Source organism: Micromonospora sp. NPDC005324 (genome assembly GCF_040607155.1).
Lineage (GTDB): Bacteria > Actinomycetota > Actinomycetes > Mycobacteriales > Micromonosporaceae > Micromonospora > Micromonospora trifolii.
The window spans coordinates 1-25,096 of the sequence record NZ_JBEXGE010000008.1; the positions used below are offsets into that span (position 1 = coordinate 1).

Consider the following 25,096-nt stretch of genomic DNA (forward strand, 5'->3'; position numbering starts at 1 on the left):
CTCAACGACCGCCCCCGAATGACCCTGGGCTGGGCCACCCCAGGTGAGAAGATGACCCAGCTCCTGGGTGTTGCAACCACCGGTTGAGCCCGCCGAGCTAACGGAAACTTTCCAAGATTGCAGCAGTTTGTGGTGGGTGAGAAGCGGCTTGGGCGCGCCGCGTTGCTGCTCGGCCGCCTGGCTGAGGCAGCCGGCGGTTCACGTCGAACCGCACCACTAATTTTGGCTGTCAACGCTCTGATCTCGGCACCTGCGTGGGCATGGGGCGTCCGAGTGAACGCTGCGGGCGGGGCAACAGGCAGCGGCTGATGACGCGAAGCATCCGTGCGGCCGGTGATGGGCCACCTTCTATTCGGGCGAGGTGTTGTACTGGTCGAGCGTCGCCTTGGACGTGGAAGCATCCCGGAAGGTCAGCTCCCAGGGGCCGGTGTTGACGTCCATGTCCTTGCCGAACCCGACCCATTTCCCGGCCATCCGTCGGCCGGTGGGCTCGACCAGTAGCTGGATTGCGCCGTGGTATCGGGCACCTCGGTAGTAGCCGGCCGGGTCGGGATGCCCAGATCGCGGCGATCATGGAGTTGTGGTGCCCGTTCTGGTCATTTAGGGGCGTTTTGTAGCCCACCACAACTCCATGATCGGCGAGGCGGTGCTGGTTGGTGAAGAGCCGTTCCGCCAAGCTCAGGCCGGTCCACCGGGCGACATCCCCGATGGGGTCCACGACGCCACTATGCGACCTCAAGCGGCTTGAGATACAGCCCAAATCGAGCCTCCGCTGCGGCGGATCAGGGGACGATCACCACGCCGCCGCGCACGCCGCCCTGGGCCAGCCGCTCGTGGGCGCTCGCCGCGTCGGCGAAGGGGTACACGTCAGCGACGCGGAGCGGGATGTCGCCGCGGGTGACGAGTGTGACCAGTTCGCCCAGCCGGGTTCCGTCCGGTAGCACCTCCAGCGCGAGGGTCCGGATTCCCCGCACCGGCTCCGGGCGAAGCGGGGGTGACGCGGCCACGTAGCCGCCGCCGTTCCGAACGAGGTCCAGCAGCGAGGAGCCGATCACCGCCAGGTCGATGACGGCGTCGAACGTCCCTGTCGGATCGTCGGTGCGCGACAGGAACGCGGCGCCCAGCGACTCGACGAACTCGCGGTCGTCGGCCCCGGCCAGTCCCGTGGCGTGCAGACCGGCCGCGCGGGCCAGCGCCAGAACGAACCCACCCACCTGCCCGGCGGCGCCGGTGACGAGCACCGTCGAACCCGCCGGGAGCGCGAGCAGGTCGAGCGCTTGGGCGGCGGCGAGGCCATTGGTCGGCAGGGTCGCCGCCTCGGTGGCGGGGACGCCGGCGGGCGCCGACGTCAGCCAGGCGGCGTCGAGGACCACGTACTCGGCGTGGGCGCCGGCAGTGGTTTGCAGCCACGGCGAGAAGCCGATGACCTCGTCGCCGATCGTGAAATCCTCGACCGACGGGCCGACCGCGTCGACGCTGCCGGCGACGTCCCAACCGGGCGTGTATGGCAGACCGGTCGGCAACGGGGCGGGGAAACGCCCGGCGCGGACCATCAGATCGACCGGGTGTACGACCGACGCGGCGACCCGCACCCGCACCTGCCCCGGACCGGGCTCGGGCACCGGCACCTCGGCCACGTGCAGGACCTCCGGCCCTCCGAACGTGTCATAGCTGACTGCGCGCATCGCCGTCGTCTCCTCGGTGGGATTTCGTGATCACCACGACCGTACGAACCAGCAGCACTATGAGAAAGTAGGTACCTAAAAGTGCCTAGGGCACCCAAGGGGGAGAAAAATGGCGACGTCGACCGCAGCCCAGCGCCGCGAACAGGCAAAACGTGACTACGACGCGTTCCTGGACCAGTGCCCGACCCGTGAGCTGCTGAGCAGGCTCACCGACAAGTGGGTCGCCCTGGTGATCCCGGCGCTCGTCAACGGCCCGCAACGGCACGGCGAGCTCGCCCAGCGCATCGCCGGCGTCAGCCAGAAGATGCTCACCCAGACCCTGCGCACCCTGGAGCGCGACGGCCTGGTCACCCGCACTGTCACTGCCTCGGTGCCGGTGCGCGTCGACTACGAGCTCACCCCGCTCGGCCATGAACTGTTCCCGGTCATGATCGCGATCAAGGACTGGGCGGAGACGCACATGGACCGTGTCTTCGAAGCCCGGACCCAGTACGACACACGCCCCTGAGAACCGGCGACGCCGATCACGTCGGAGGCCGCAGCGACGTATTCGCCAAGGCCACCGTGAAAGAGGAGATCTTGGACAGTTTCCGTTTCGCGCTGACGGAAAGTGTCCAAGATTCACGGCCCCGGCGTCGCCGGAGATCAGCCAGGAGGGGTACGCCGGGCGGCGCTGACGCTCAGGCTGGCGTGCTGGGGCATCGGCGCGGGTAAGGCGCTGATGCGCCGGGCTCGTCGGAGTGTCGCTGGTGGAGGCTAGGGTCCGCGTCGTGGATGACACCTCGACGGCCCGGCGGACCGCCCACGCCTACGTTGATCTTCTAGAGCGCCGCGACTGGTCCGGGTTGGCTGCCCTGCTCACCGATGATGTGGTCTACGAGATGCCGCAGACTCGGGAGCGCATTCGCGGCAAGGACGCGTTCCTGCGGTTCAACACCGAGTATCCGGGCGACTGGCACCTGCGGCCGCGACGGGTGATCGCCGATGGCAGTCTTGCTGCCCTGGTGCTCGACGTCAGCGTCGGCGACGAGCAGCAGGACGCGTGCGTCTGGCTGGAGATGTCCGAGCAGGGGCTGATCAGCAAGATCACCGACTACTGGCCCGAACCGTACGACCCGCCGCAGGGCCGGGAACACCTCGTGGAACGTTGGTGATCGTCAGCTTGCCGCAGCGGCGGGCCAGGCACTTCCCGCGGACGCCTCGGAGCCGACAGGGTGCGACAGCACCAACGCTTGAGCGGCGATGACGCGTTCGCCGTCGAAGGTCAGCGCCGGCGACCCGTGCAGCCGATAGCCCTGATCGAGAAGCCCGCTGACGCGGGCGCAGAATTCGGCATCATCGGGCCCGGTGATGAGGCGGTAGCCGAGGGGCTTCGTGGAATCCGACACCGCTGCATTGTCCGTACTCGGATGCCGGAGCGCCGCCCCGGCCCGGATACCACTAGATCCTGGATCGAGCGCGATCTTGGGAGTGCGGAGTGCGGAGTGCGGAGTGCGGGCGGCGGCGACGGGCGGCGGACTGGCCGATCTGCCCCTGCGTTCAGGATCGACCGATGGAGCGGTCCAGGAAATCGTGGATCATCGGTGCGGCGACGTCGAGCTTGTCTTCCAGTAGGAAGTGGCCGGTGTCGAGCAGGTGGAACTCGGCCGAGGGCAGGTCGCGCCGATAGGGATGGGCCCCGTCGGGCGGGAAGATCGCGTCGTTCTGGCCCCAGATGATCAGCGTCGGTGGCTGGTGGTCGCGGAAGAAGGCGTGGAACTCCGGGTACAGCGTCACGTTGCTGCCGTAGTCGTAGAACAGGTCCAGCTGGATGTCCGCGTTTCCGGGGCGGGCGAGCTGCGTGTCGTCGTGGAGCCACATGTCGGGGTCGAGCCGGGTGAGGTCCTTCACGCCTGCCGTGTACTGCTGCTTGACCGTGTCGGAGTTGAGGATGAACGCGATGGCCTGACGGTGCGCGTCGGTCTTCTCGGCCCAGTACGCCTTGATCGGATCCCAGAACGGGCTCAGGCCCTCTTCGTACGCGTTGCCGTTCTGCACGATGAGCGCGCTGACCCGCTCGGGCCTCTTGAGAGCCAGCCGGAACCCGGTCGGTGCCCCGTAGTCGAAGCAGTAGAGCGCGTAGCGATCCACGCCGAGCTGGCCGATCAGGCCGTCCATCAGGTCGGCGAAATTGGCGAATGTGTAGTCGAACGTCGACCGGTCCGGGCTGGCGCTGTGGCCGAAACCCGGGAAGTCCGGCGCGATCACCCGGTAGCGGTCCGCGAGCAGGGGGATCAGATGACGGAACTGCGCGGAGGACGTGGGGAATCCGTGCAGCAGCAGAACAGCGGGCCCGTCGGCCGGTCCGGCTTCGCGGTAGAAGATGTCGATCCCGTTCACGGTCGCCGTGCGAAAGTGCGTGACCGGAAGTTCGCCTTCCTGGACGGCGGCGACCGAGGGTTTCTGCGCGATGCCAACCATCCTGGAGTCCTTTCCGCACAAGGGAAAGCGGTGTCTCCCCGGGGTGATCGCGCCGCCGGGTGCCGCTTCGGCCAGCATGGCATTCACCGGACGGCTCGGTGTGCCGAACGCACTTATCGAATACCGCTTACAGCAGGTGGGTGCGGAGGAAGTTGAGTTCCAGGGGGAGAAGCCGCTCGGCGGTCCCGTTCGCGGCCAGGTGGGTGGCCCCGGTCAGCGGCAGCACGGCGTGTGGCCGGCCGGTGCTCAGCAGGGCGGCCGAGAGCCGGAGCGTGTGCGCGGCCACCACGTTGTCGTCGGCCATCCCGTGCACCAGCAGCAGCGGGCGGGCCTGGTCCGGGCTGGTGACCGGCTCGGCGGCCAACTCGACGAGCGAGTGGTGCGCGTAGATGTCCTGGCCGTCTTCCGGCAACCCCAGATAACGCTCGGTGTACGCGGTGTCGTACAGCGCCCAGTCGGTCACGGGGGCACCCGCGATCCCGCAGCGGAACAACTCCGGGTGGCGCAGCACCGCAAGCCCGGCCAGCCACCCGCCGAACGACCAACCACGCACCCCGACCCGGCCCAGATCCAGGTCCGGGTGCTTGCCGGCGAGCGCGGTGAGCGCGTCGATCTGGTCGGTCAGGATCACGTCGGCGAGGCGCCGGTGGATCGCCTTCTCGAACGACGGCGCCACGCCCGGCGTACCCCGGTTGTCGATGGTGACCACCGCGAACCCGGCGTCGGCCCACCACTGCCGCTCCAGCCACGCGGCCCGCGCCGCCACGACCTCCTGGTGCCCCGGGCCGCCGTAGATGTCCAGCAGCACCGGCAGCCGCCGGCCCGTCACGTGGTTGTCCGGGTAGAGCACCGCCGCCGGCAGCCGCCGGTCGGTCACCCGTTCCAGCAGCGGCAACGGCGAGTACGGCGGGGTGGCGGCGAACGAGCAGAGCTCGGCGATCTCCTGATCAGCGCGGCGGACCGTCCAGCGCACCCCGGCGTGATCCAGCGACGCGACGCCGACGGCCAGCACGTCCCCGCCCACCGCGGCGGTGTACCAGCCGGAGTCGGTGGTGAGCCGGCGCGCGTCCACCCCACCGCCGATGGTGGTGCGGACCCGGAACAGGTGCCGCTCGCTCGGCTCGCCGTCGCTCGCCTCGACCAGCAGGTCGGCGGGGCCGGCGGTGGCCGGCAGCCGACCCACCACACGTCGTACGTACAGCGACGGCGGGGTGAGCAGGGTGCCGTCCGCGAACAGGCACCGGGCGTCGTACCCGTCGTGGGCCAGCTCTCCACCGACCAGCACCCGGCCGTCCGGCAGGTGCGCGGGGGTGCCGGTGATCGGCTCGACCCAGCGCGGATCGGCCAGCTCGGCGTGCACCTGCGTCTCACCGGTGCGCGGGTCCACCGCCAGCACCAGCCCGTGCTGCTGCGAGCGGCGCAGCACGGTGATCAACGGGCTGCCCTCACCCCAGCTCACCCCGGTCAGGTACGGGTAGGTCTCCCGGTCCCAGTGCACGTCGACCCAGCCGTCGTCCAGGTCCAGCAGGTGCAGGCTGACCTCCGCGTTCGGGCCACCAGCCCGGGGGTACGCGACGGCGGTCGGCGGGCTCGCCGGCTGCGCCGGGTCGTGCAGGTGCCACCGCTCCAGGCGGGACTCGTCGACCCGGGCGGCCAGCACCGAGCGGCTGTCCGGCGCCCACCAGTACCCCCGGAACCGGCCGAACTCCTCCGCCGCGATGTGCTCGGCCAAGCCCCAGCTCACCCCGGCGTCCTCGCCCGCCAGCAGGGTGTCGGTGCCGTCGGGGTCGATCACCCGCAGCTCACCCCGGCGCACACCCTCGGCCGCGTCGGTCACGTACGCCAGTCGCTGCCCGCTCGGGTCCGGACGTGGGTCCAGCACCGGGCCGACGGCCGCGACCTCCACCACGTCGCCGTGCACCAGATCGGCCCGGAACAACCGCCCGGCCAGCGCGAACACCGCAACCCGACCGGCGGCGTCCAACGCGTACGAGCCGATGCCGGCGGTGCTGAGCCGCAGCCGCTCGCGCAGCGCGCGTTCACCGGGGGAGAGGGAGCGGACGTCCCCGCTCTCGCCCAGCAGGGCCGCCGGATCGGCGACCAGCCGTTCCTCGCCGGTGCCAACGTCCAGCAGCCAGAGCGCGTCCGCCGGGTCCTCGGGGCCGGCGGAGCGCAGGAAGATCACCCGGGAGCCGTCCTCAGCCACCGAGACAGCGCGTGGCGCGCCGTGGCTGAACCGGCGGGTGCGGGCGGCCAGCTCCGGAAAGTCCACAGCCCAAATCGTAGAGCGGGAGCGGGGGTGATGTGGCCGACCTGGGCGGACGCGTCAGCGTCGGCCGGGGGAGAACCGCCAGTTAGAGTGACCGTCGTGACGATGCTGCCCGACCGCCGCCTGCTGCTGGTCCACGCGCACCCCGACGACGAGTCGATCGGCACCGGCTCGACGATGGCCCACTACGCCGCCGACGGCGCTCACGTCACGCTGGTGACCTGCACGCTCGGCGAGGAGGGCGAGATCCACGTGCCCGCGCTCGCGCAGCTCGCGGCCGCCGAGGCCGACCAGCTCGGCGGGTACCGGGTGGCCGAGCTGGCCGCCGCGTGCGCCGCGCTCGGCGTCAGCGACCACCGCTTCCTCGGCGGTGCCGGCCGCTACCGCGACTCCGGGATGATGGGGCTCGCGACAAACGAGCACCCCCGGGCCTTCTGGCAGGCCGACCTCGACGAGGCCGCCGGGCACCTCGTGGAGATCATGCGAGAGGTACGCCCGCAGGTGCTCGTCACGTACGACCCGAACGGCTTCTACGGCCACCCCGACCACATCCAGGCGCACCGGGTGGCAATGCGCGCCGTCGAGCTGGCCACCGCCGAGGGCTGCGCCCCGCTCAAGGTCTACTGGACGGCCATGCCGCTCAGCGTCCTGGAGGCCGGCATGACGCATTTCGCCGAGTCGTCCGACAACCCGTTCGGCGGCATCGAGGACATCGCCGACCTGCCCTTCGGCACCCCGGACGCCCAGATCGCCGCCCGGATCGACGGCACCGACCAGCACACGGCCAAGGAGGCCGCGATGCGGGCGCACGCCACCCAGATCCCGGCCAGCTCCTGGCTCTACTCGATCGCCGGCAACTTCGGTGGCGAGTTCATGGGCGTGGAGTTCTTCACCCTCGCGGTCGGTGAGAAGGGCCCGGGCGCCGGGCCGTACGGCTGGGAGGACGACCTCTTCGCCGGCCTGCCCGCGGAGACCGCCCCGGACCGGTCCCCGGTCGCGGCGGCGGGTCTCCGGTGACAGTGCCGGCCGCGCCGATGACGGTCGTGGAGGACCAGGAAGCCCCGCCCCCGGCGGGGCCACCGCCGCGACTGCTGGACCTGGGCGTCCGGCTGGTCGGTGCGATCGTTGTGGTCCTCGCCGGTGTGCTGACCGGCGTGCTGGAGCTGCTGCTCGTCACGGTCCGCGTCGGCGGGCAACTGATCGGCGTGTCGGTACTCCTCGCCATCGGCGCCAACATCGTGCTGAGCTGGTTCGCGTACGAGGCGGTCGGCCGTCGCTGGGCGGTGGCGTTGCCGGCGGTGCCGTGGTTCGCGCTGATGGCGGTGGCCGCCATCCGGACCAACGAGGGCGACCTGTTGCTGGCCGGCGACAACTGGGTCGGGCTGGCCATGATCGTGGCCGGCGCGATGACTTTCGCGGTGATGGGCTTCCGGCAGATCCTCGCCCCGCAGCCGCCCATGCTCGGCAGCTGACGCCGGGCTGGTTCCAGGTTGCTGCCGGGTGATGACGTCTCCCAGGTAAGGGTGGTAGATATTCCTGCCAGGGATGCGAACCCCGCGACGGGGCGTACGGCAGGAGGGTCTGGCGTTGGACAAGCGGTGGCGTGACATCGGGGTGCTCGTAGCAGCACTGTTCGCGGTCAACGTGGTCGCCCGACTGATCACCCGGTTCGGCTTCGACGACGACGAGGCCGCCGCCGATCGGGTGTCGCTGGCGATGTTCGCGGTGATCGGGCTGATCCTCGCCGTGGCCGCCTTCCGTTGGGGTCGTCGCCGGCCGCTGGCGGGCTGGGCCGCCGACATGGCCCTCGTGGTGCCGGTGGCGATGCTGCTGACCGTGCTGGTCGGGCCCCTGCTGGTCGGTCAGAACCCGTTCGACGGCGACGCGGCGGCGTTCCTCCTCCGGATCGGCTTCTACCTGCTCGCCACCGGCGCAGGGCTGCTGATCGGCTACCTGTTGCTCACCGCGCTCGGGCGTGACTACCGCTCTCAGCAGCTCAAGCGGTACGCGGAGGTCAAGGCCGCCAAGCCCCGCCGAGCCGTCCGCCGCTGACCACCAGGGCCGGTCGGGGTCAGTTCGGGGCGACCCGGGTCAGGTAGGTGTGGTGGGTGACGAGACCGAGCCGCTGGTAGAGCGCGACCGCTGCCGCGTTGCGCTGCTCGACCTGAAGGAACGCGTGTGTCGCGCCGCCCGACACGCCCCAGCTGGCCAGTTCGTGGATCACGCGGCGGGCCAACCCCTGGCGGCGGACCGCCGGTACCACCTCGATCAGGCTGAGCCCCAGCCAGCGCCCCTGGCCGGTCACCGTGCCGCGGCCGACGGCCACCAGGACGCCGTCGGCGTACACGTGGGCGAAGCGGACCTGGTCCACGGCGGTGAGCACGTGCCGGGCGGCGTCCGGCAGGCCGCCCTTGCGGCCGGCGGCGATGGCCAGCCACCCGTCGCTGGGCGCGGTGGCCAACTCGACGAGCGCACTGCCCCACAGGTCGGCCTGGTCGCCGGTGGGCGTCGACGCCGGCAGGGGCAGCGGCGCTGTCTGCACCAGCGTCGGCGGACGGGTGCTCCAGCCCCGGGCGTCCAGCTCGGCACCGACCGGTGCGGCGAGCGGCAGTGGCGTGTTGATCAACGCGGGTTGGCCCCGCTCGGCGTACCAGCGCTCCACCGCGTCGACCGCGGCGGCCAGGGGCCGGTCCGGGTCGCCGATCGGCAGCGCCGAGTTGGCGCGCCCGGTCCAGCCCTCGGCCGACCGGAGCAGCCAGTCACCGAGCCGGCCCCGGGTCGGTGCCGGCCATGCCTCGTCGGCGGCCCGCTCCAGCGCCACGACCGCGGCGGCGGTCGGCCGACGGGTCGGCGGTACGCGCTTGGCGCGGTGGACCTGCGCCACCGGGACCCGTAGCTGCCCCTGCGCGGTGGCCAGGGTGAGATGAGTCTCGCTCAGCTCGACCAGCTCGCCGAGGGCATCGGAAAATTGTGGGCGGCCCTCGCGAATCCCCACAATCCGGCGGACCACGATCCGGTGTCCCACATCCTGCTGTCGGAGCACGATCGACCCCCTCCCCGGCGAGATACTAGGCTCTTACCGTCGCGGGAGATCGCGGCGAGTCTTGCGGAGGAGAAGACCGGTGACCTACATCATCGCCGAGCCGTGCGTAGATGTGATCGACAAGGCATGCATCGAGGAGTGCCCGGTCGACTGCATTTACGAGGGCAATCGGATGCTCTACATCCACCCCGACGAGTGCGTCGACTGTGGTGCCTGTGAGCCCGTCTGCCCCGTGGAGGCGATCTTCTACGAGGACGACGTCCCGGAGCAGTGGAAGGACTACACCGGCGCGAACTACGAGTTCTTCGAGGACCTGGGCTCGCCCGGTGGCGCCTCGAAGGTCGGCAAGGTGGAGAAGGACGCCACCTTCGTCGCCGCGCAGCCGCCGCGCGGCGAGGGCCACTGAGCCGGCCCGCGCCGGTCTCGTCGCGGCTGCCCGAGTTCACCTGGGACACCCTGGACGCCGCGGCCACGCTGGCCGCGGCGCATCCGGAGGGCCTGATCAACCTCTCCATGGGTACGCCGGTCGATTCGGTGCCCGAGGTGATCCGGCGGGCGTTGGCTGACGCGTCCGATGCTCCCGGCTACCCGCTGACCGCCGGCACGCCGGCATTGCGGGCCGCGATCGCGGCGTGGGTGTCCCGAGCCTGTGGCGCCGCCGTCGACGGTCTCGGTGTGCTGCCGACCATCGGCTCGAAGGAGCTGGTGGCCTGGCTGCCCACGCTGCTCGGCATCGGCCCGGGTGACGTGGTGGTGGTGCCGTCGATCGCGTACCCCACCTACGAGGATGGTGCCCGGCTGGCCGGTGCCACAGTCGTCCGTACCGACTCGCTCACGTCGGTCGGGCCGACCTCGCGGGTCCGGTTGGTCTGGGTCAACTCGCCCGGCAATCCGACCGGCCGGGTGCTGCCCGCAGCGCACCTGCGCAAGGTGGTCGACTGGGCCCGCGAACGTGGCGCGGTGGTCGCGAGTGACGAGTGCTACCTGCCCCTGGGCTGGTCGGCCGCGCCGGTCTCGGTGCTGTCTCCGCAGGTCAGCGGGGGCAGCTACGCCGGGGTGCTGGCCGTGCACTCGCTCTCCAAGCGGTCCAACCTCGCCGGCTACCGGGCCGGCTTCGTCGCCGGCGACCCGGCGCTCGTCGCCGAGCTGCTCAAGGTCCGCAAGCACGCGGGCATGATCGTGCCCGCGCCGGTGCAGGCGGCCATGGTGGCCGCGCTCGACGACGAGCGACACGCCGAGGAGCAGCGGGAGCGTTACCGCGCCCGGCGGGAGGTGCTCGCCGAGGCGTTCACCGGTGCCGGGTTCACCGTCGAGCACTCCGAGGCGGGCCTGTACCTCTGGCTCACCAGGGGTGAGGACTGCTGGCAGACGGTCGACTGGCTGGCCCGACGCGGCATCCTGGTCGCCGCCGGCGTCTTCTACGGCCCCACTGCCGGGCAGCATGTCCGGGTCGCCCTGACCGAGTCCGACGAGCACATCGCCGCCGTCGCGGCACGTCTCGCCTGATCGCGGATCCGGGCGGCCGACGGTGGTGGACGGGCCAGGCACGCGGGTGCGGGCGGCGGTGGTCGGCACCGGCCTGATCGGTGGTTCGGTGCTGCTTCGGATGTACGCCGCCGGCATCGACGTGGTCGGCTGGGACCCGGACGAGGCCACCCGGCGGGAGACCCGCCGGGTGGGCGTACCCGCGCCGGACCGGCTGGTCGAGGCGGTGGCCGACCGGGACGTGGTCTTCCTGTGCGGGCCGTTGCCCACCCTGCCGGCGACGCTGGTCGAGGTGGCGGCGATGACCGGTGAGCGGTGTGTGCTGACCGACGTCGGTAGCACCAAGGAGCAGGTGGCGGCGTTCGCCGCCGCGCAGGGGCTGACGCACCGGTTCGTGCCGGGCCACCCGATGGCGGGCACCGACCGGGCGGGCTTGACGGCGGCGCGAGCGGACCTGCTCACCGGCGCGGCCTGGGTGCTCTGTCCGGCGCCCGGGCCGGCCACCACCGCGTTCCGTTGGCTGGCCGAGCTGCTGGTGGAGGTCTTCGAGGCCCGGGTGGTGCCGATGTCCGCCCCGGAGCACGACTCGGCTGCCGCGCTCGCCTCACACGTGCCGCACCTGCTCGCCGGCGCGCTGGCCGGCGCCGTGCAGCGCGCACCGCTGCGTGACGCGATCCTCGCGCTCGCCGCCGGCAGCTTCTCCGACGGCACCCGGGTCGCCGGAACCCCTGCCGACCGGACCGCGAACATGCTGCTCGGCAACCGGGACCGGGTGCTGCGTGAGGTGGCCGCGGTCACCGCGTTCCTGGACGACCTGACCGCCGCGCTGCGCGCCGACGACGCCCCGGCGCTCACCGCTTGCTACGACGAGGCGCGGGCCTCCCGTGCGGCACTGCGCGACCGGCGGTTCGACGCGGACGACCGGCAGTTCCCGGCCGGTGGTGACCACGCCGCAGAGGCGTCCTGGCTGCGCGAGCTGGGGGTGGCCGGCGGCCACCTGACCGGTCTGCGCGTCGACGCGGACACTGTCTCCTACGCGGCGCGGCGCCCTGTCGCTGACTAGGCTGAGGGGCATGGTGGTCGACGGTCCGGTGGTGCAGGTGCGCGGCGAGGCGTACCGGGAGGTGCCGCCCGAGCTGGCCCGGTTCGCGGTCACCGCGACAGCCCGCGACCGGGACCGGGAGGCGACGCTGACCCGGTTGGCCGAGCGGGCCGCGGCGGTCCGGGTGCTGCTCGACGGCTCCGGGCCGGCGGTGGCGCGGCGGGAGACCGGCGACCTGCGGGTGCGGCCGGAGACCCGGCGCTCGGGTGAGCGGGTGGTCGCCTGGCACGGCAGCGTCACCACCACCGTCACGGTCACCGACTTCACCGCGCTGGGTGAGCTGATGCTCCGGCTCGCCGACCAGGACCAGGTCGAGGTGGCCGGTCCGTGGTGGGAGCTTCGTCCGGACAGCCCCGCCCATCGTGCGGCTCGGCACGCCGCGATCAGTGACGCCCTGCTGCGGGCACGGGAGTACGCGGAGGCGCTGGGCGCCCGGGTCACCTCGTTGATCGAGCTGGCCGACGCGGGCCCCGCCGACCGGCCGATGTTCGCCCGTGCGGCCTTCGCCGGGGGCGGTGGCGCGGGCGGTGGTCCGCCGGAGCTCGAGCTGGACCCGCAGCCGCAGACTGTGCAGGCGGCGGTGCAGGCGCGGTTCACCATCAGCGACCCGGTCCTGGGCTGATGCCGCAGGCCCGGGTGCTGTCCGCCGACGAGTTGGTGGCGCGGGCGTTGGTGCTCGCCGAGGCCGGTCCGCGACAACTGCTCGGCATCGCCGGCCCGCCGGGCGCCGGGAAGTCCACTTTGGCGGAGCGGATCGTCGCCGAGGTCGGGTCGGCCGCCTGCCTGGTGCCGATGGACGGCTTCCACCTGGCGCAGTCGCAACTGGTTCGCCTGGGTCGCGCCGACCGCAAGGGTGCGGTGGACACCTTCGACGCCAACGGGTATGTCTCGCTGCTGCGCCGGCTGCGCCGGTTGGAGCCGACGTCGGTCTACGCGCCGGAGTTCCGCCGGGAGCTGGAGGAGCCGGTGGCCGGCGCCATCGAGGTGCTGCCGTCGGTCCGGCTGGTGGTGACCGAGGGCAACTACCTGTTGTTGTCGGACTTCCCCTGGCAGGAGATCCGACCGCTGCTGCACGAGGCGTGGTTTCTCGACCTGGACGCCGAGGTGCGGCACCGCCGGCTGGCCGCCCGGCACGAGGCGTTCGGCCGGTCTCCGGAGCAGGCGCGGGCGTGGGCGCTGGGCAGCGACGAGTCGAACGCCGCTCTGATCACCCCCACCGCCGACCGGGCCGACCTGGTGGTCCGCCTGTCGGATCCGCCGACGGTCTAGCCGAGTTCGCGGACCGGTCGGGCCGGGTTGCCGACGGCCACCACGTTGGCGGGCAGGTCCCGGGTGACCACAGCGCCAGCGCCGACGACGGTGTCCGCGCCGATCGTCACGCCGGCCAGCACGATCGCGCCACCGCCGAGCCACACGTTGTCGCCAATGGTGATCGGCTTGGCCGCCTCCCACTTGTCCCGTCGCGGGCCGGGCTCGACCGGATGCGTCGGGGTGAGTAGCTGCACGTTCGGGCCGACCTGGACGTCCGCGCCGAGGGTGATCCGAGCGACGTCGAGGAAGACAGCGTTGTAGTTGACGAAGCTGCGCGGGCCGATCCGGATCTGCCAGCCGTAGTCGCAGTAGAACGGTGGGCGGATCCAGGTGTCCTCACCCAGTTCGCCGAGGAGGTCACGCAAGGCCGCGATCCGGGCCTGTGGATCGGCAGCGGGACTGGTGTTGAAGCGCTCCATCAGCCGGGCGGCCCGGTCCAGGTCGGCGATGATTTCGGGATCGTCGGCGATGTATGGCTCGCCGGCGAGCATCTTGTCCTTCATGGAGGTCACCGCCCGATCATGCCGGCCCGGTTCGTCGGCTCGTGGCGGGTCCGTCATTTTTTGGCCTTCATTTTACATACCCGGTATGCAATTCTGGGTTGTCAATGTGACTCCATCCATCAAGACGCTTGACGAGGAGGATCCGTTGCACCAGGGAAGAAGATTGGCCGCTCTCGGCCTCGTGTTCGCGCTGGCGCTCTCCGCGCCGGCTCCCGCCTCAGCCACGGCCGCCGTGCCCGCCCCACCCGGCGGCACCGGCCAACAGTCCACTCCGGGTGGACCCACAGCCAACCGCTCGACGACCGTCACGCTGATCACCGGTGACCGGGTCACCGTCACCGCGTCCGGTGCCTCGGTCCGGCCCGGCGCCGGCCGCGAGGACGTGCAGTTCCTCATCCAGCGCGAGCGCAGCCGCCTCACTGTGACGCCGACGGACGCGCTGCCGTTGCTGCGCTCGGGTCGGGTGGACCGGCGGCTCTTCGACGTCACCGGGCTGATCGAGGCGGGTTACGGCGACGCCCACCGCAACACCCTGCCCCTGCTGGTGTCGTACGGCTCGACGGGTACCGCCAAGCGCGCCTCGGCCGCTCTGCCCGGCACGCGGCTGACCCGCGACCTGCCGGTGATTCGCGGTGCCGCCCTGAGCAGCGACAAGTCCTTTCTCGGATCGGTCTGGGAGAAGGTGACCACCGGTCCCGCTGGGGCCCGGCTCGACGCGGCGGGGGGCGTCGAGCGGATCTGGCTGGACGGCCGTCGCCGGGTGACCCTCGACCACAGCGTGCCGCAGATCGGCGCGCCCACCGCCTGGGCGGCCGGTTTCACCGGTACGGGCGTGTCCGTCGCGGTGCTGGACACCGGCGTCGACGCGACCCACCCGGATCTGGCCGGCAAGGTGGCCGAGGCCCGCAACTTCACCGAGGTCGCCGACGCTCAGGACACGGTCGGCCACGGCACCCACGTGGCCTCGACCATCGCGGGCAGCGGCGCCGCCTCCGGTGGCAGGTACCGGGGTGTGGCGCCGGACGCGACGCTGCTGGACGGCAAGGTCTGTGAGGACGCGGGCTGCACCGATTCGGCGATCCTCGCCGGCATGCAGTGGGCCGCTGTGGAGAAGAAGGCCGCAGTGGTCAACATGAGCCTCAGCGGCTGGGACACTCCGGAGCTCGACCCGGTCGAGGAGGCCGTGCAGACCCTGACCGCCCAGACCGGCACGCTGTTCGTCCTCGCCGCCGGCAACGACGGCTCGGACGGCTCGGTCGGCTCCCCGGCCAGCGCCGACGCCGGGCTCGCCGTGGGCGCTGTGGACCGCGACGACGAGCTGGCCGAATTCTCCAGCCGGGGACCGCGGGTCGGCGACGACGCGCTGAAGCCGGACATCACCGCGCCCGGCGTCGACATCGTCGCCGCGCGGTCCGCCACCGGCGTCATCGGCGATCCGGTGGGGGACCGCTACGTCACGCTCTCCGGCACCTCGATGGCGACCCCGCACGTTGCCGGGTCGGCCGCGCTGCTGGCCCAGCAGCACCCGGGATGGCGGGCCGACCGGCTCAAGGCCACCCTGATGGCCGCCGCCAAGCCGCACCCGGACCAGACCGCCTACCAGCAGGGTGCCGGGCGGGTCGACGTCGCACACGCGATCACCCAGCAGATCACCACCGACCCGGTGAGCGTGTCGTTCGGGCGTACCCTCTGGCCGCACACTGACGACGCCCCGATCACCCGCACGGTGACCTGGCGCAACGACGGTCCGGCTCCGGTCACCGTGGACCTGAGCATCGAGGGCGCCGGCCCCGGCGGTCGGGCGCTACCGGCCGGCCTGTTCGTCCTGGGCGCCAACCAACTCACAGTGCCGGCGGGCGGCACGGCCGCCACCACCGTCACCACTGACACCCGGCTCGGCGACGCCGACGGTTACTGGACCGGGCGGATCGTGGCCCGGTCCGGTGCGGCGGTCGCTGTCACTCCGCTGGCGGTGAACCGGGAGGTGGAGAGCTACACGCTGACTGTGGAGCACCTGAACCGCGCCGGCGCGCGCACCGCCGACCACTGGACCTCCCTGGTCGGGCTGGACTCCTTTGGCTTCTGGGACGTCGTCAGCTCCGACGGGGTGGCCACCGTGCGGGTGCCCAAGGGCCACTACGGCCTGACCGGCCTCGTCTTCGAGCCCGGGCCGGAAGATGAGCAGCGCGGGATGTCCCTGTTGGCGCAGCCCGAACTGACTGTCGATCAGGACACCCGGATCGTCGTGGACGCTCGCCGGGCCAAGCCGGTACGGACGACGGTGCCGGACCGGACCGCCGTCCCGCAACTGATCGACCTCAGCGCGAACTTCACCGCCGACGACGGCAGCGGGTACGGCGTCGGGCTCTGGGCGGAGACGTTCACCGGCCTGACCAGCGGGCAGCTCGGCAAGCCGGTCTCCGCTGACAAGTTCGTCGCCACCGTCAGCAGCAGCTGGACCAAGCCGGACCCGGCCAACAGCCCCTACCTGTACGCGTTGGCCGAGGCAATTCCGGGCCGGATGCCCACGGGGTTCGTCCGCGACTACGCCCGACGGGACCTGGCCACCGTTGTGCACCAGTTCCGCGGTGGCTACCCGGGCATGGAGGCCGAGCGGATCGTGTTTCCCGTGCTGGAGTACAACGTCGGTGGTTCGGCCCTCGTCCTGCCCACAGCCGTGCCCGGCCAGCGCGTCGAGTACTACAACACCAGGGGTGTGAAGTGGGAGTCCGACCTCTACATCGGCACCCGTGACGACGAGGGCTGGCTGATCCCGCAGTTGGCGCTCTTCTCGGTCCCCACCGCGTACCGGGCCGGGCGGACGGTCCAGGAGATCTGGAACCAGGCTCCGTACGGACCGTCCTTTCCGAAGCCGCGCTGGCCGGAGCAGAGCGTCACCCGGGTCGGCGACACCATCCTGGTCGACGTGCCGATCTTCAGTGACGCGGCCGGGCACCCGGGCTTCTCGCTGAGCGACAGTGAGCACACCACGCTCTGGCGCAACGGCAAGCTGGTCGGCGAGAGCGAGTACGCCGGCTACGGGGAGTTCACAGTGCCACCGGGTGCGGCGGACTACCGGCTCGTCACGTCGTCGAAGCGAAGCTTCACCGACCTGAGCACCGCTGTGGAGTCCAGTTGGACCTTCCGGTCGAGGCACGTCGCGGGTGAGACGCCGGCCCGACTGCCCCTGTCGGCGGTGCGGTTCGCGCCGCCGCTGCGGCTCGACAACAGCGCTCCGGCCGGTCAGGGCTTCGTCGTACCGGTACGGGTGCAGCGGCAGCCCGGCGCGCCGGCCGCCCGGGTGGAGAAGCTCGCCGTTGACGTCTCGTACGACGGCGGGAAGACCTGGCGCAAGGCGAAGCTGGTCCGCACCTCGGCCGACGGCTGGTCGGCAGTGTTGCGGCATCCGGCCGGCGCCGGCCACGTCTCGCTGCGGGCCACCGCCCGGGACACCGCCGGCAACACGGTGACCCAACGGATCATCCAGGCGTACCGGTTGCGCTGAGGCGTACCCCGTCCGGGTCCGCGGCCGAGCGCCGCGGACCCGGGCGGGTCCGTCAGTCGTTGGCGTGCAGGGCGGCGTTCAGCTCGATGCCCCGGCCGGTGCGCGGCCGGGCCTCCAGCGCGCCGGTGATCGAGTTGCGCCAGAACAGCAGGCCGTCGACGCCGGACAACTCCCGGGCCTTGACCACCCGGCCGTCGGGGAGCGTGATCTTCGACGCGGCGGTGATGTAGCAGCCGGCCTCGACCACACAGTCGTCGCCGAGCGAGATCCCGACGCCGGCGTTCGCGCCGACCAGGCTCCGCTCACCGATGCTGATCTTGTCGGTGCCACCGCCGGAGAGGGTGCCCATGATGGAGGCCCCGCCGCCGATGTCGGAGCCGTCGCCGACCAGCACGCCCTGCACGATCCGCCCCTCGACCATTGAGGTGCCGACGGTGCCGGCGTTGAAGTTGACGAAGCCCTCGTGCATCACTGTGGTGCCGGCTGCCAGGTGGGCGCCGAGGCGGACCCGGTCGGCGTCGGCGATCCGCACACCGGCGGGCACAACGTAGTCGGTCATCCGCGGGAACTTGTCGACCCCGTACACCGCCAGGTGCCGGCCGGCGGCCCGCTCGATCACCCGCAGCTCGTCCACCCGCTCCGGGGGGCACGGCCCGGCGGACGTCCAGGCCACGTTGGCCAGCTTGCCGAAGATGCCGTCCAGGTTGAGCTGGTTGGGTCGCACCAGGCGGTGCGAGAGCAGGTGCAACCGGAGGTACGCGTCGGACGCGTCCTTGATCGGGTCGTCCAGCGAGCCGATCACGGTGACCACCTGCACGGTACGCAGACCGGGCAGGGACCGGTCACCGAGCGCGGCCGGCGGCAGGTCGAGCACGTCCGCCTTGTCCTCGCCGGCGACCAGCGGCAGCTCGCCCAGGCCCAGCTTGCCGGTCGGGTACCAGGTATCGAGCACCTGCTCGTCGGCGGTGACCGTGGCCAGGCCGATGCCCCAGGCGGAATCTGCGGACGTCACTGTTACACCTCTCGGTCACGGCCGGGCTGACCTCGGCTCGCTCCTCGCGCTGACAGACCTGAAGGTACCGTGCGAACCATGGAGAACCCGCTGACCCCCGAGGTCCTCGCCGATCCGGTGCAGCTGACCCGCGCTCTGGTCGACATAGAGTCCGTGTCCCTCAACGAGAAGGCGATCGCCGACTGTGTCGAAGAGGTGCTGCGGGGCGTACCGCACCTGACCACCCACCGGCACGGCAACACGGTGATGGCGCGCACCGACCTCGGTCGGTCGCAGCGTGTCGTGCTGGCCGGGCACCTCGACACTGTGCCGTTGAACAACAACTTCCCCTCGACCATGCGCGGCGACCTGATGTACGGCTGCGGCACCTCCGACATGAAGTCCGGCACCGCGTACGCCCTGCACCTGGCGGTGACGCTGCCCGAGCCGCGCTACGACGTGACGTACTTCTTCTACGAGGCCGAGGAGATCGAGTCCCGGTACAACGGCCTCAACCTCGTCGCCCAGGCGTTCCCGGAGTGGTTGCAGGCGGACTTCGCCGTGCTGCTGGAGCCGACGTACGGCATCGTCGAGGCGGGCTGCCAGGGCACCATGCGCTCGGTCGTCACCACGACCGGCGTACGCGCCCACTCGGCGCGCTCCTGGCACGGGGTGAACGCCATCCACGCGGCCGGCGAGGTGCTGCGACGCCTCCAGACGTACGAGGCGCGTCGGGTCACCATCGACGGCTGCGACTACCGCGAGGGCATGAACGCCGTGCGGATCAACGGTGGGGTGGCCGGCAACGTGGTCCCCGACCTCTGTGAGGTCGAGGTCAACTACCGGTTCGCCCCGGACCGCACCCCGGCCGAGGCGGAGGCGCACCTGCGTGAGGTGTTCGCCGGCTTCGAGGTGGCAGTCACCGACACGGCTGCCGGTGCCGCGCCCGGGCTCGACGCGGCCCCCGCGAAGGAGTTCCTGGCGGCGGTCGGCGCCGCGCCGATCGGCAAGCTGGGCTGGACGGACGTGGCCCGGTTCGCGGCGATGGGCATCCCCGCGCTGAACTTCGGCCCGGGCGACCCGAACCTCGCCCACCACCCCGACGAGCACGTCGAAATCAGCAAGATCCGCGACGGTGCGGCAACCCTGCACCGCTGGCTGGCCCCGGCCTGACCCTGGTCGCCCCGTCGCGTCCGGTCGCCCCGGTGATCAAGAGGTTTGCGTCAGCCTGGCCCGTTGTCGGCGACGCAAACCTCTTGATCGGTCCCGGAGGGGATGGGGGAGGTGGGGGTCGGGTTCTGCTGGCGGGTGCGGCGGCGTTCGGCCACCACGTCTCGGATCCGTCGCTGCATCTGGCGACGGATCCGGATCATCTCGTTGTTGCTGATCACGCTGTCTCCTCCCCCGAAGGCGCGCGCCGGGGCATACCCGGTATGTGAATAGTAAGACGTACGGGAGCGCCGAATAGTTGCCCATGATCCCGAACAATTTCTCGGCGTCCCCGCCCCGCGCACCCGGCCGGTGCTGCTCCACTACGGTTGCCCCATGAGCCAGAGCAACGGGCGGGAGGCCGGTCGCGGTCCGGGACAGGAGCGGCATCGCGGTGCGGTCACGCTGCGCAGGGGGGCGATCACCAGCAGCACCGCCGACCAGCGGTTGCTGGATTCACGGGGTCGGGGCGACTGGAAGACCAAGGACGCCTGGCGCGCGCTGCGCATCCTCTCCGAGTTCGTCGAGGGTTTCGACACCCTCGCCGACCTGCCGCCGGCGGTCAGCGTCTTCGGCTCCGCGCGCAGCGCGCCGGACAGCGTCGAGTGCCAGCTGGCCGAGCAGTTGGGTGGCGCGCTGGCTCGAGCCGGCTACGCGGTGATCACCGGCGGCGGGCCCGGGGTGATGGAGGCCGCCAACCGCGGCGCCAGCGAGGCCGGTGGGCTCTCCGTGGGGCTCGGCATCGAGCTTCCGTTCGAGCAGGGCATCAACGAGTGGGTCGACCTGCCCATCGACTTCCGCTACTTCTTCGCCCGCAAGACGATGTTCGTCAAGTACGCCCAGGCGTTCGTCGTGCTGCCCGGCGGGTTCGGCACCATGGACGAGTTGTTCGAGGCGCTCACCCTGGTGCAGACCGGCAAGGTCACCCGCTTCCCGGTGGTGCTCATGGGCGTCGCCTACTGGCAGGGCCTGCTCGACTGGCTGCGCGACACGATGGCCGCCACCGGCAAGATCGGGCCGGTCGACCTGGACCTGATCTGTCTCACCGACGACGTCAACGAGGCGGTCCGCTACATCGTCGCCTCGGAGGCCGCGCTCTCCGTCGAGCAGGAGGCGGTCCGCGAGGAGGCTGTCGCCCGCACCGGCGCGGACCAGCAGGCCGCAGCCGAACAGGCCGCCGAGCAGCCCCGGGACCACGACTGATGGCGGCGATCTGCGTCTTCTGCGCCTCCTCTCGTACCCTCGATCAGCGCTGGTTGGACCTGGCCGCCGAGACCGGCGCGGAGCTGGCCCGGCGCGGCCACACGCTGGTCAGCGGTGGTGGCTGCGTCGGCATGATGGGCGCGCTGGCGGACGGCGCCCGATCCGCCGGTGGGCGGACGGTCGGCGTGATCCCGCAGTCGCTGGTCGACCTGGAGGTCGCCGACCTGGCCTCGGACGAGCTGCTGGTGACCGACTCGATGGCCAGCCGCAAGACCCTGATGATCGACAAGTCGGACGCCTTCCTCACCCTGCCCGGCGGGCTGGGCACCCTGGACGAGTTGTTCGAGGTCTGGACCACCGCCACCCTCGCCCTGCACACCAAGCCGATGGTGCTGATCGACACCGACGGGTTCTACCGCCCCCTGGTGGACTGGCTGGACGCGCTGGCCGACCAGACCTTCCTCAAGCCCGCCGGCCGCGACCTCCTGACGGTCACCACCACCGTCACCGAGGCCCTCGACGTCCTGGAATCCCACCTGACCTGACCGCCCCACCTCGGGCCCACCCCGCCCGTCCGCGGTGATCATGAAGTTGACGACGTCGCTGTCGGCGTGTCGCGCCGCCAACTTCATGATCGACGGGGGTTGATGGGGTGCGGTGTGGGGGTGGGGTTTGGGTGGGTGGGTGTCGTATGGGTCTGATGGGATGAGCTGATGCAGGCGTACCGGTTGGTGCGGCGGCCCGGAGGGCCGGCGCGGGGAGACGGGACGACGCCTGACAGCGCTCCCGTGCCCGCCGGCGGCGGCCTGTCAGTGGGCGTTGTCGGCGCGTCGGGTGGGCCCGATGGCGTGGCCGGGCCCGAGCTGGCCCTCGGCGGCGGCTGGCGGGCCGATCCGGTGCAGGCCGAGGTGGTCGGGCACACCGACGGGCCGATGCTCGTGCTCGGCGGCCCGGGCACCGGCAAGACCAGCACGCTGGTCGAGGCTGTCGCCGCCCGGGTGGCCGAGGGGGTCGACCCCGAACGGATCCTGGTGCTGACCTTCGGCCGTCGAGGCGCCACAGCGCTGCGACAGCGCATCGAGGCCCGGGTCGCGCAGGACGGCCACCGGGTGCTGCGCGAGCCGCTGGTGCGCACCTTCCCGGCGTACGCCTTCGGGCTGCTCCGCCGCGCCGCCGCCGAGCGGGGCGAACCATCGCCCCGGCTGCTCACCGGCCCCGAGCAGGATCTGATCATCCGTGAGCTGCTGGACGTGGTGGGCGAGGAGCCCGAGGACGACCCGGTCGGCTGGCCGACCGACCTGCGCCCCGCCCTGCGGACCCGGGCGTTCGCCGGCCAACTGCGCGACCTGCTCATGCGCGCCGCCGAGCGCGGCGTGGGCCCGGTCGACCTGGCCCGGCTGGGTGACAGACTCGGCCGTGCCGACTGGCCGGCCGCCGCGCGCTTCCTGCGGGAGTACGTCGCAGTGCTCGCGCTGCGCGACGTCAGCAACCGGGGCTCCATCGCGTACGACCCGGCGGAGCTGGTCCGGGCGGCCACCGGGCTGCTGCGCGACGACGAGGAGTTGCTGGCCGCCGAGCGCCGTCGGCTCGCGTACGTCTACCTCGACGAGCTGGCCGACACCGACCCCGCCCAACTGGAGCTGCTCTCGGTGATCGCCGGCGGTGGCAAGTCGCTCGTCGCGTTCGCCGATCCGGATTCCTCCACGTATGCCTTCCGGGGCGCCGACCCGGCCGGGGTGGCGACGTTTCCGCACCGGTTCCGGACGGCGTCCGGTGCTCCGGCCGCGCAGGCGCTGCTGACCACGTCGTACCGGGCCGGGCCGGGTCTGCTCGCGGCGATCGCCCGGCTGGGTCGCCGGCTGCGGGGTCCGGCCGCACACCGTCGGCTGCACCCCCTGCCGGACGCGCCGCCCGGCGTGGTCGAGGTGCACACCTTCCGCTCGGCGACCAGCGAGGCCGCCTGGCTGGCCCATGCGCTGCGCTCGGCCCACCTGCTCGACGGCGTGCCCTGGTCCCGGATGGCGGTGCTGGTGCGGTCGACAGCGTTGCAGCTGCCCACCCTGCGACGGGCGCTGCACGCTGCCGGCGTACCCACGGTGGTGCACGGTGAGGATCTGCCAGTGCACCTGCAACCGGCGGTAGCGCCGCTGCTCCTTCTGCTGCGCTGCGCGCTGGAGCCGGCACGACTCGACGAGGAGGCCGCCGTCGCGCTGCTGCACTCGCCGCTGGGCGGGGCCGACCCGCTGGCCGAGCGGCGGCTGCGGCAGGGCCTTCGCGCGCTCGCGCTGGCCGGTGGTGACCGACGCCCCTCCGGGGAGCTGATCGTCGAGGCACTGCAGGACCCGGAGGAGTTGGCCGGCATCGAGCGGCGCTGGGCGGAGCCGGCGCAGGCGGTGGCCGGGCTGCTGGCCATCGCCCGCGAAGCCGCCGCCCGGCCGGGTGCGACAGCCGAGGACGTGCTCTGGGCCGTCTGGCACGCCAGTGGTCTCGCCGAGCGGTGGGCCGGCGCGATCAACCAGGGGCGTCCGGAGGCCGGCGAGGGCGACCTGGCCCGGCGACGGCGGGCCGAGGCGGCCGACCGCGATCTGGACGCCGTGCTGGTCCTCTTCGACGCGGCGGCCCGGTTCACCGATCGGCTGCCCGGCGCCCGCACCGAGGTCTTCCTCGATCACGTGCTCGCCCAGGACCTGCCGGCCGACACCATCGCCCCGACCGCCGACCGGGGTGCGGCGGTACGCCTGCTCACCGCGCACGCCGCGAAGGGCCTGGAATGGGACCTGGTCGCGGTGGCCGGCGTGCAGGAGGGCATCTGGCCGGACCTGCGGCTGCGCGGCAGCCTGCTCGGCTCCGAGCGACTGGTCGACGTGCTGGCCGGTCGGTCGGTCGACGGCGCGACCGCGGCGAACGTGGTGGGCCAGACCTCGGCGTTGCTGGACGAGGAGCGCCGGCTCTTCCACGTCGCCATCAGCCGGGCCCGGCACCGGCTGCTGGTCAGCGCCGTGGCGTCGGCCGCCGTGGGCGGGGACGACCACGAGGAGCAGCCCAGCCGCTTCCTGCACGAGCTGGGCCCGAGCACGCCGCCGCCGAGCACGCCGCCGCCCGGCCCGCCGCCCACCCCGCCGAGCACACCGCCGACTCCGCCGACGGCGCCCGGCCCGCCGCCCGGTCCCCGCACCGAGCCGGCCTCCGGCGGTACCGGGGGCGCTGCGACGGGCGAGACCGGCGACGAGGAGCCGGACCGCCCCGGGGCACTGCCGGTGACCCGTCCACCCCGGGCGCTGACACTGCCGGCGTTGGTCGCCGAACTGCGTACCGCCATCACCGACCCGGCCGCCCCGGCGGCCCGGCGGCGCGCCGCGGCGGCCGAACTGGCCCGGCTCGCCGCCGCCGGCGTGCCCGGCGCGCACCCCGACGACTGGTGGGGGTTGCGGGTGCTCTCCGACGACCGGCCGCTGGTCGACGACGGCGACCCGGTGCGGGTCACCCCGTCGGCAATGGAGAGCGCGCTGCGGTGCAGCCTGCGCTGGCTGCTGGAACGGCACGGCGGCAGCGGCCCGACCAGCACCGCGCAGGGAGTGGGCAACCTGGTGCACGCCGCCGCGATGCTCGCCGAGGACGCCAGCGCCGACCGGGGCGCGCTGCTCGACTACGTGGCCGCCCGGTTCGACGCGATCGAGCTCGCCGCCCGGTGGATGGCCGGGCCGGAGCGGGAACGCGCCGAGGCGATGGTCGACAAGCTGCTGCGCTGGCTGGCCACCAATCCGCGCCGGTTGCTCGCCATCGAGCACGAGTTCGCCGTCCGCCTGGACGACCCGAGTCGGCCCATCGACCTGACCGGTCGGGTCGACCGGCTGGAGGTCGACGAGGCCGGACGCCTCGTGGTGATCGACCTGAAGACCGGCAAGTCCACAGCTGTCACCGGCACCGACCTGGCGGAGCACCCACAGCTCGGCGCCTACCAGGCGGCGGTGGAGGCGGGGGCGTTCGCCGAGTTCGGTGACGAGTCCGGGGGTGCCGCGCTGGTGCAGCTCGGCACCTCAGCCAAGGACGCCAGGGAGCAGAATCAGCCGGCCGCCAGCGAGGGGCCGGCGGCCGGTTGGGCGACCGCGCTGGTCCGGCGGACCGCCGATACGATGGCAGCCGCCACGTTCGCCGCGGTGGCCAACTCGAAGTGCCGGGTCTGCCCGGTGCGCACCAGCTGCCCGGTCTCCGGGCAGGGTCGCCAGGTCGTCGAGCCGCCCACCGTCCGACGCACAGGTGAGGGCGAGGAGTGAGCGTGCGAGCCCAGTCGCGACCTGGGACGGCACCCGTGAGGGCGAGGAGTGCGCCG

23 protein-coding genes and 1 pseudogene are annotated in these 25,096 nt (G+C 72.2%); 15 read left to right on the top strand and 9 right to left on the bottom strand.

Annotated features, from left to right (window positions below; all coding sequences use genetic code 11):
* Positions 1-348: 348 nt before the first annotated feature.
* Both ABZS40_RS10455 and ABZS40_RS10460 read right to left on the bottom strand, forming a co-directional pair.
* A pseudogene (locus tag ABZS40_RS10455) lies at positions 349-540 on the bottom strand (XRE family transcriptional regulator); the annotation flags it as partial.
* 242 nt (positions 541-782) lie between these two features.
* Positions 783-1,685: an NADP-dependent oxidoreductase gene (locus tag ABZS40_RS10460; protein ID WP_354943054.1), complete on the bottom strand. Its 903-nt coding sequence runs from the start codon at positions 1,683-1,685 to the stop codon at positions 783-785.
* 109 nt (positions 1,686-1,794) lie between these two features.
* Here ABZS40_RS10460 and ABZS40_RS10465 point away from each other — a divergent pair, with 109 nt between their 5' ends.
* Positions 1,795-2,193: a helix-turn-helix domain-containing protein gene (locus ABZS40_RS10465; RefSeq protein WP_354943055.1), complete on the top strand. Its 399-nt coding sequence runs from the start codon at positions 1,795-1,797 to the stop codon at positions 2,191-2,193.
* Between the two features lie 232 nt (positions 2,194-2,425).
* The gene (locus ABZS40_RS10470) at positions 2,426-2,839 is read left to right on the top strand and encodes a nuclear transport factor 2 family protein (RefSeq protein WP_354943056.1); all 414 of its coding nucleotides are present in this window, start codon (positions 2,426-2,428) and stop codon (positions 2,837-2,839) included.
* 3 nt (positions 2,840-2,842) lie between these two features.
* On the opposite strand, the gene ABZS40_RS10475 is transcribed toward ABZS40_RS10470, so the two are convergent.
* The 3 genes from ABZS40_RS10475 to ABZS40_RS10485 all read right to left on the bottom strand — a co-directional run bounded on the left by ABZS40_RS10475 (position 2,843) and on the right by ABZS40_RS10485 (position 6,417).
* Entirely contained in the window at positions 2,843-3,073 is a 231-nt protein-coding gene (locus tag ABZS40_RS10475) for a DUF1737 domain-containing protein (protein WP_354943057.1), read from the bottom strand.
* Positions 3,074-3,224: 151 nt separating this feature from the next.
* On the bottom strand, positions 3,225-4,145 hold the full coding sequence (locus ABZS40_RS10480) for an alpha/beta hydrolase (RefSeq protein ID WP_354943058.1): 921 nt from the start codon (positions 4,143-4,145) through the stop codon (positions 3,225-3,227).
* 127 nt (positions 4,146-4,272) lie between these two features.
* A complete protein-coding gene (locus tag ABZS40_RS10485; RefSeq protein WP_354943059.1) occupies positions 4,273-6,417 on the bottom strand; it encodes a prolyl oligopeptidase family serine peptidase in 2,145 nt (714 codons plus the stop codon).
* A gap of 87 nt (positions 6,418-6,504) precedes the next feature.
* Here ABZS40_RS10485 and mshB point away from each other — a divergent pair, with 87 nt between their 5' ends.
* The 3 genes from mshB (at position 6,505) to ABZS40_RS10500 (ending at position 8,466) form a co-directional block, all read left to right on the top strand.
* Entirely contained in the window at positions 6,505-7,431 is a 927-nt protein-coding gene (gene mshB / locus ABZS40_RS10490; protein ID WP_354943060.1) for an N-acetyl-1-D-myo-inositol-2-amino-2-deoxy-alpha-D-glucopyranoside deacetylase, read from the top strand.
* A gap of 17 nt (positions 7,432-7,448) precedes the next feature.
* Entirely contained in the window at positions 7,449-7,886 is a 438-nt protein-coding gene (locus ABZS40_RS10495) for a hypothetical protein (protein ID WP_354943061.1), read from the top strand.
* A 115-nt stretch (positions 7,887-8,001) separates the two neighbouring features.
* Complete coding sequence (locus ABZS40_RS10500) at positions 8,002-8,466, top strand: hypothetical protein (protein WP_354943231.1); 465 nt, start codon at positions 8,002-8,004, stop codon at positions 8,464-8,466.
* Positions 8,467-8,485: 19 nt separating this feature from the next.
* Here ABZS40_RS10500 and ABZS40_RS10505 read toward each other — a convergent pair whose 3' ends face one another.
* Positions 8,486-9,457: a GNAT family N-acetyltransferase gene (locus ABZS40_RS10505; RefSeq protein WP_354943062.1), complete on the bottom strand. Its 972-nt coding sequence runs from the start codon at positions 9,455-9,457 to the stop codon at positions 8,486-8,488.
* 79 nt (positions 9,458-9,536) lie between these two features.
* Here ABZS40_RS10505 and fdxA point away from each other — a divergent pair, with 79 nt between their 5' ends.
* The 5 genes from fdxA to ABZS40_RS10530 are packed head-to-tail and all read left to right on the top strand — an operon-like array spanning position 9,537 to position 13,313.
* Positions 9,537-9,863 carry a ferredoxin gene (fdxA, locus tag ABZS40_RS10510; protein WP_354943063.1) on the top strand — a complete coding sequence of 109 codons (327 nt, stop codon included), beginning with the start codon at positions 9,537-9,539 and terminating at the stop codon, positions 9,861-9,863.
* The gene (gene dapC / locus ABZS40_RS10515; RefSeq protein WP_354943232.1) at positions 9,860-10,963 is read left to right on the top strand and encodes a succinyldiaminopimelate transaminase; all 1,104 of its coding nucleotides are present in this window, start codon (positions 9,860-9,862) and stop codon (positions 10,961-10,963) included. Before fdxA ends, dapC begins: the two co-directional genes overlap by 4 nt.
* A 22-nt stretch (positions 10,964-10,985) precedes the next feature.
* The gene (locus tag ABZS40_RS10520) at positions 10,986-12,005 is read left to right on the top strand and encodes a prephenate dehydrogenase/arogenate dehydrogenase family protein (RefSeq protein WP_354943064.1); all 1,020 of its coding nucleotides are present in this window, start codon (positions 10,986-10,988) and stop codon (positions 12,003-12,005) included.
* 13 nt (positions 12,006-12,018) lie between these two features.
* On the top strand, positions 12,019-12,666 hold the full coding sequence (locus tag ABZS40_RS10525; protein ID WP_112675777.1) for an SIMPL domain-containing protein: 648 nt from the start codon (positions 12,019-12,021) through the stop codon (positions 12,664-12,666).
* Complete coding sequence (locus tag ABZS40_RS10530) at positions 12,666-13,313, top strand: nucleoside/nucleotide kinase family protein (RefSeq protein ID WP_354943065.1); 648 nt, start codon at positions 12,666-12,668, stop codon at positions 13,311-13,313. Before ABZS40_RS10525 ends, ABZS40_RS10530 begins: the two co-directional genes overlap by 1 nt.
* Here the strand turns inward: ABZS40_RS10530 and ABZS40_RS10535 are convergent.
* Positions 13,310-13,867, bottom strand: a complete 558-nt coding sequence (locus ABZS40_RS10535; protein WP_354943066.1) for a sugar O-acetyltransferase — start codon at positions 13,865-13,867, stop codon at positions 13,310-13,312. The two genes, ABZS40_RS10530 and ABZS40_RS10535, sit on opposite strands and share 4 nt — an antisense overlap.
* A gap of 172 nt (positions 13,868-14,039) precedes the next feature.
* Between ABZS40_RS10535 and ABZS40_RS10540 the strand changes: the two genes are divergently transcribed.
* Positions 14,040-17,363, top strand: a complete 3,324-nt coding sequence (locus ABZS40_RS10540) for a S8 family serine peptidase (RefSeq protein WP_354943233.1) — start codon at positions 14,040-14,042, stop codon at positions 17,361-17,363.
* A gap of 52 nt (positions 17,364-17,415) precedes the next feature.
* On the opposite strand, the gene dapD is transcribed toward ABZS40_RS10540, so the two are convergent.
* Positions 17,416-18,375, bottom strand: a complete 960-nt coding sequence (gene dapD, locus ABZS40_RS10545; protein WP_354943067.1) for a 2,3,4,5-tetrahydropyridine-2,6-dicarboxylate N-succinyltransferase — start codon at positions 18,373-18,375, stop codon at positions 17,416-17,418.
* Positions 18,376-18,453: 78 nt separating this feature from the next.
* On the opposite strand from dapD, the gene dapE reads away from it, so the two are divergent.
* On the top strand, positions 18,454-19,527 hold the full coding sequence (dapE, locus tag ABZS40_RS10550; RefSeq protein WP_354943068.1) for a succinyl-diaminopimelate desuccinylase: 1,074 nt from the start codon (positions 18,454-18,456) through the stop codon (positions 19,525-19,527).
* 50 nt (positions 19,528-19,577) lie between these two features.
* Here the strand turns inward: dapE and ABZS40_RS10555 are convergent, their stop codons facing one another.
* A complete protein-coding gene (locus tag ABZS40_RS10555) occupies positions 19,578-19,745 on the bottom strand; it encodes a hypothetical protein (RefSeq protein ID WP_238677800.1) in 168 nt (55 codons plus the stop codon).
* A 154-nt stretch (positions 19,746-19,899) separates the two neighbouring features.
* On the opposite strand from ABZS40_RS10555, the gene ABZS40_RS10560 reads away from it, so the two are divergent.
* The 3 genes from ABZS40_RS10560 to ABZS40_RS10570 all read left to right on the top strand — a co-directional run bounded on the left by ABZS40_RS10560 (position 19,900) and on the right by ABZS40_RS10570 (position 25,040).
* Positions 19,900-20,766 (top strand): TIGR00730 family Rossman fold protein, encoded by an 867-nt coding sequence (locus tag ABZS40_RS10560; RefSeq protein ID WP_354943069.1) that lies wholly within the window; start codon positions 19,900-19,902, stop codon positions 20,764-20,766.
* On the top strand, positions 20,766-21,311 hold the full coding sequence (locus ABZS40_RS10565) for a TIGR00730 family Rossman fold protein (RefSeq protein WP_354943070.1): 546 nt from the start codon (positions 20,766-20,768) through the stop codon (positions 21,309-21,311). The genes ABZS40_RS10560 and ABZS40_RS10565 overlap by 1 nt, the downstream gene beginning before the upstream one ends.
* Positions 21,312-21,479: 168 nt before the next feature.
* Complete coding sequence (locus tag ABZS40_RS10570; protein WP_354943071.1) at positions 21,480-25,040, top strand: ATP-dependent DNA helicase; 3,561 nt, start codon at positions 21,480-21,482, stop codon at positions 25,038-25,040.
* Positions 25,041-25,096 lie beyond the last annotated feature (56 nt).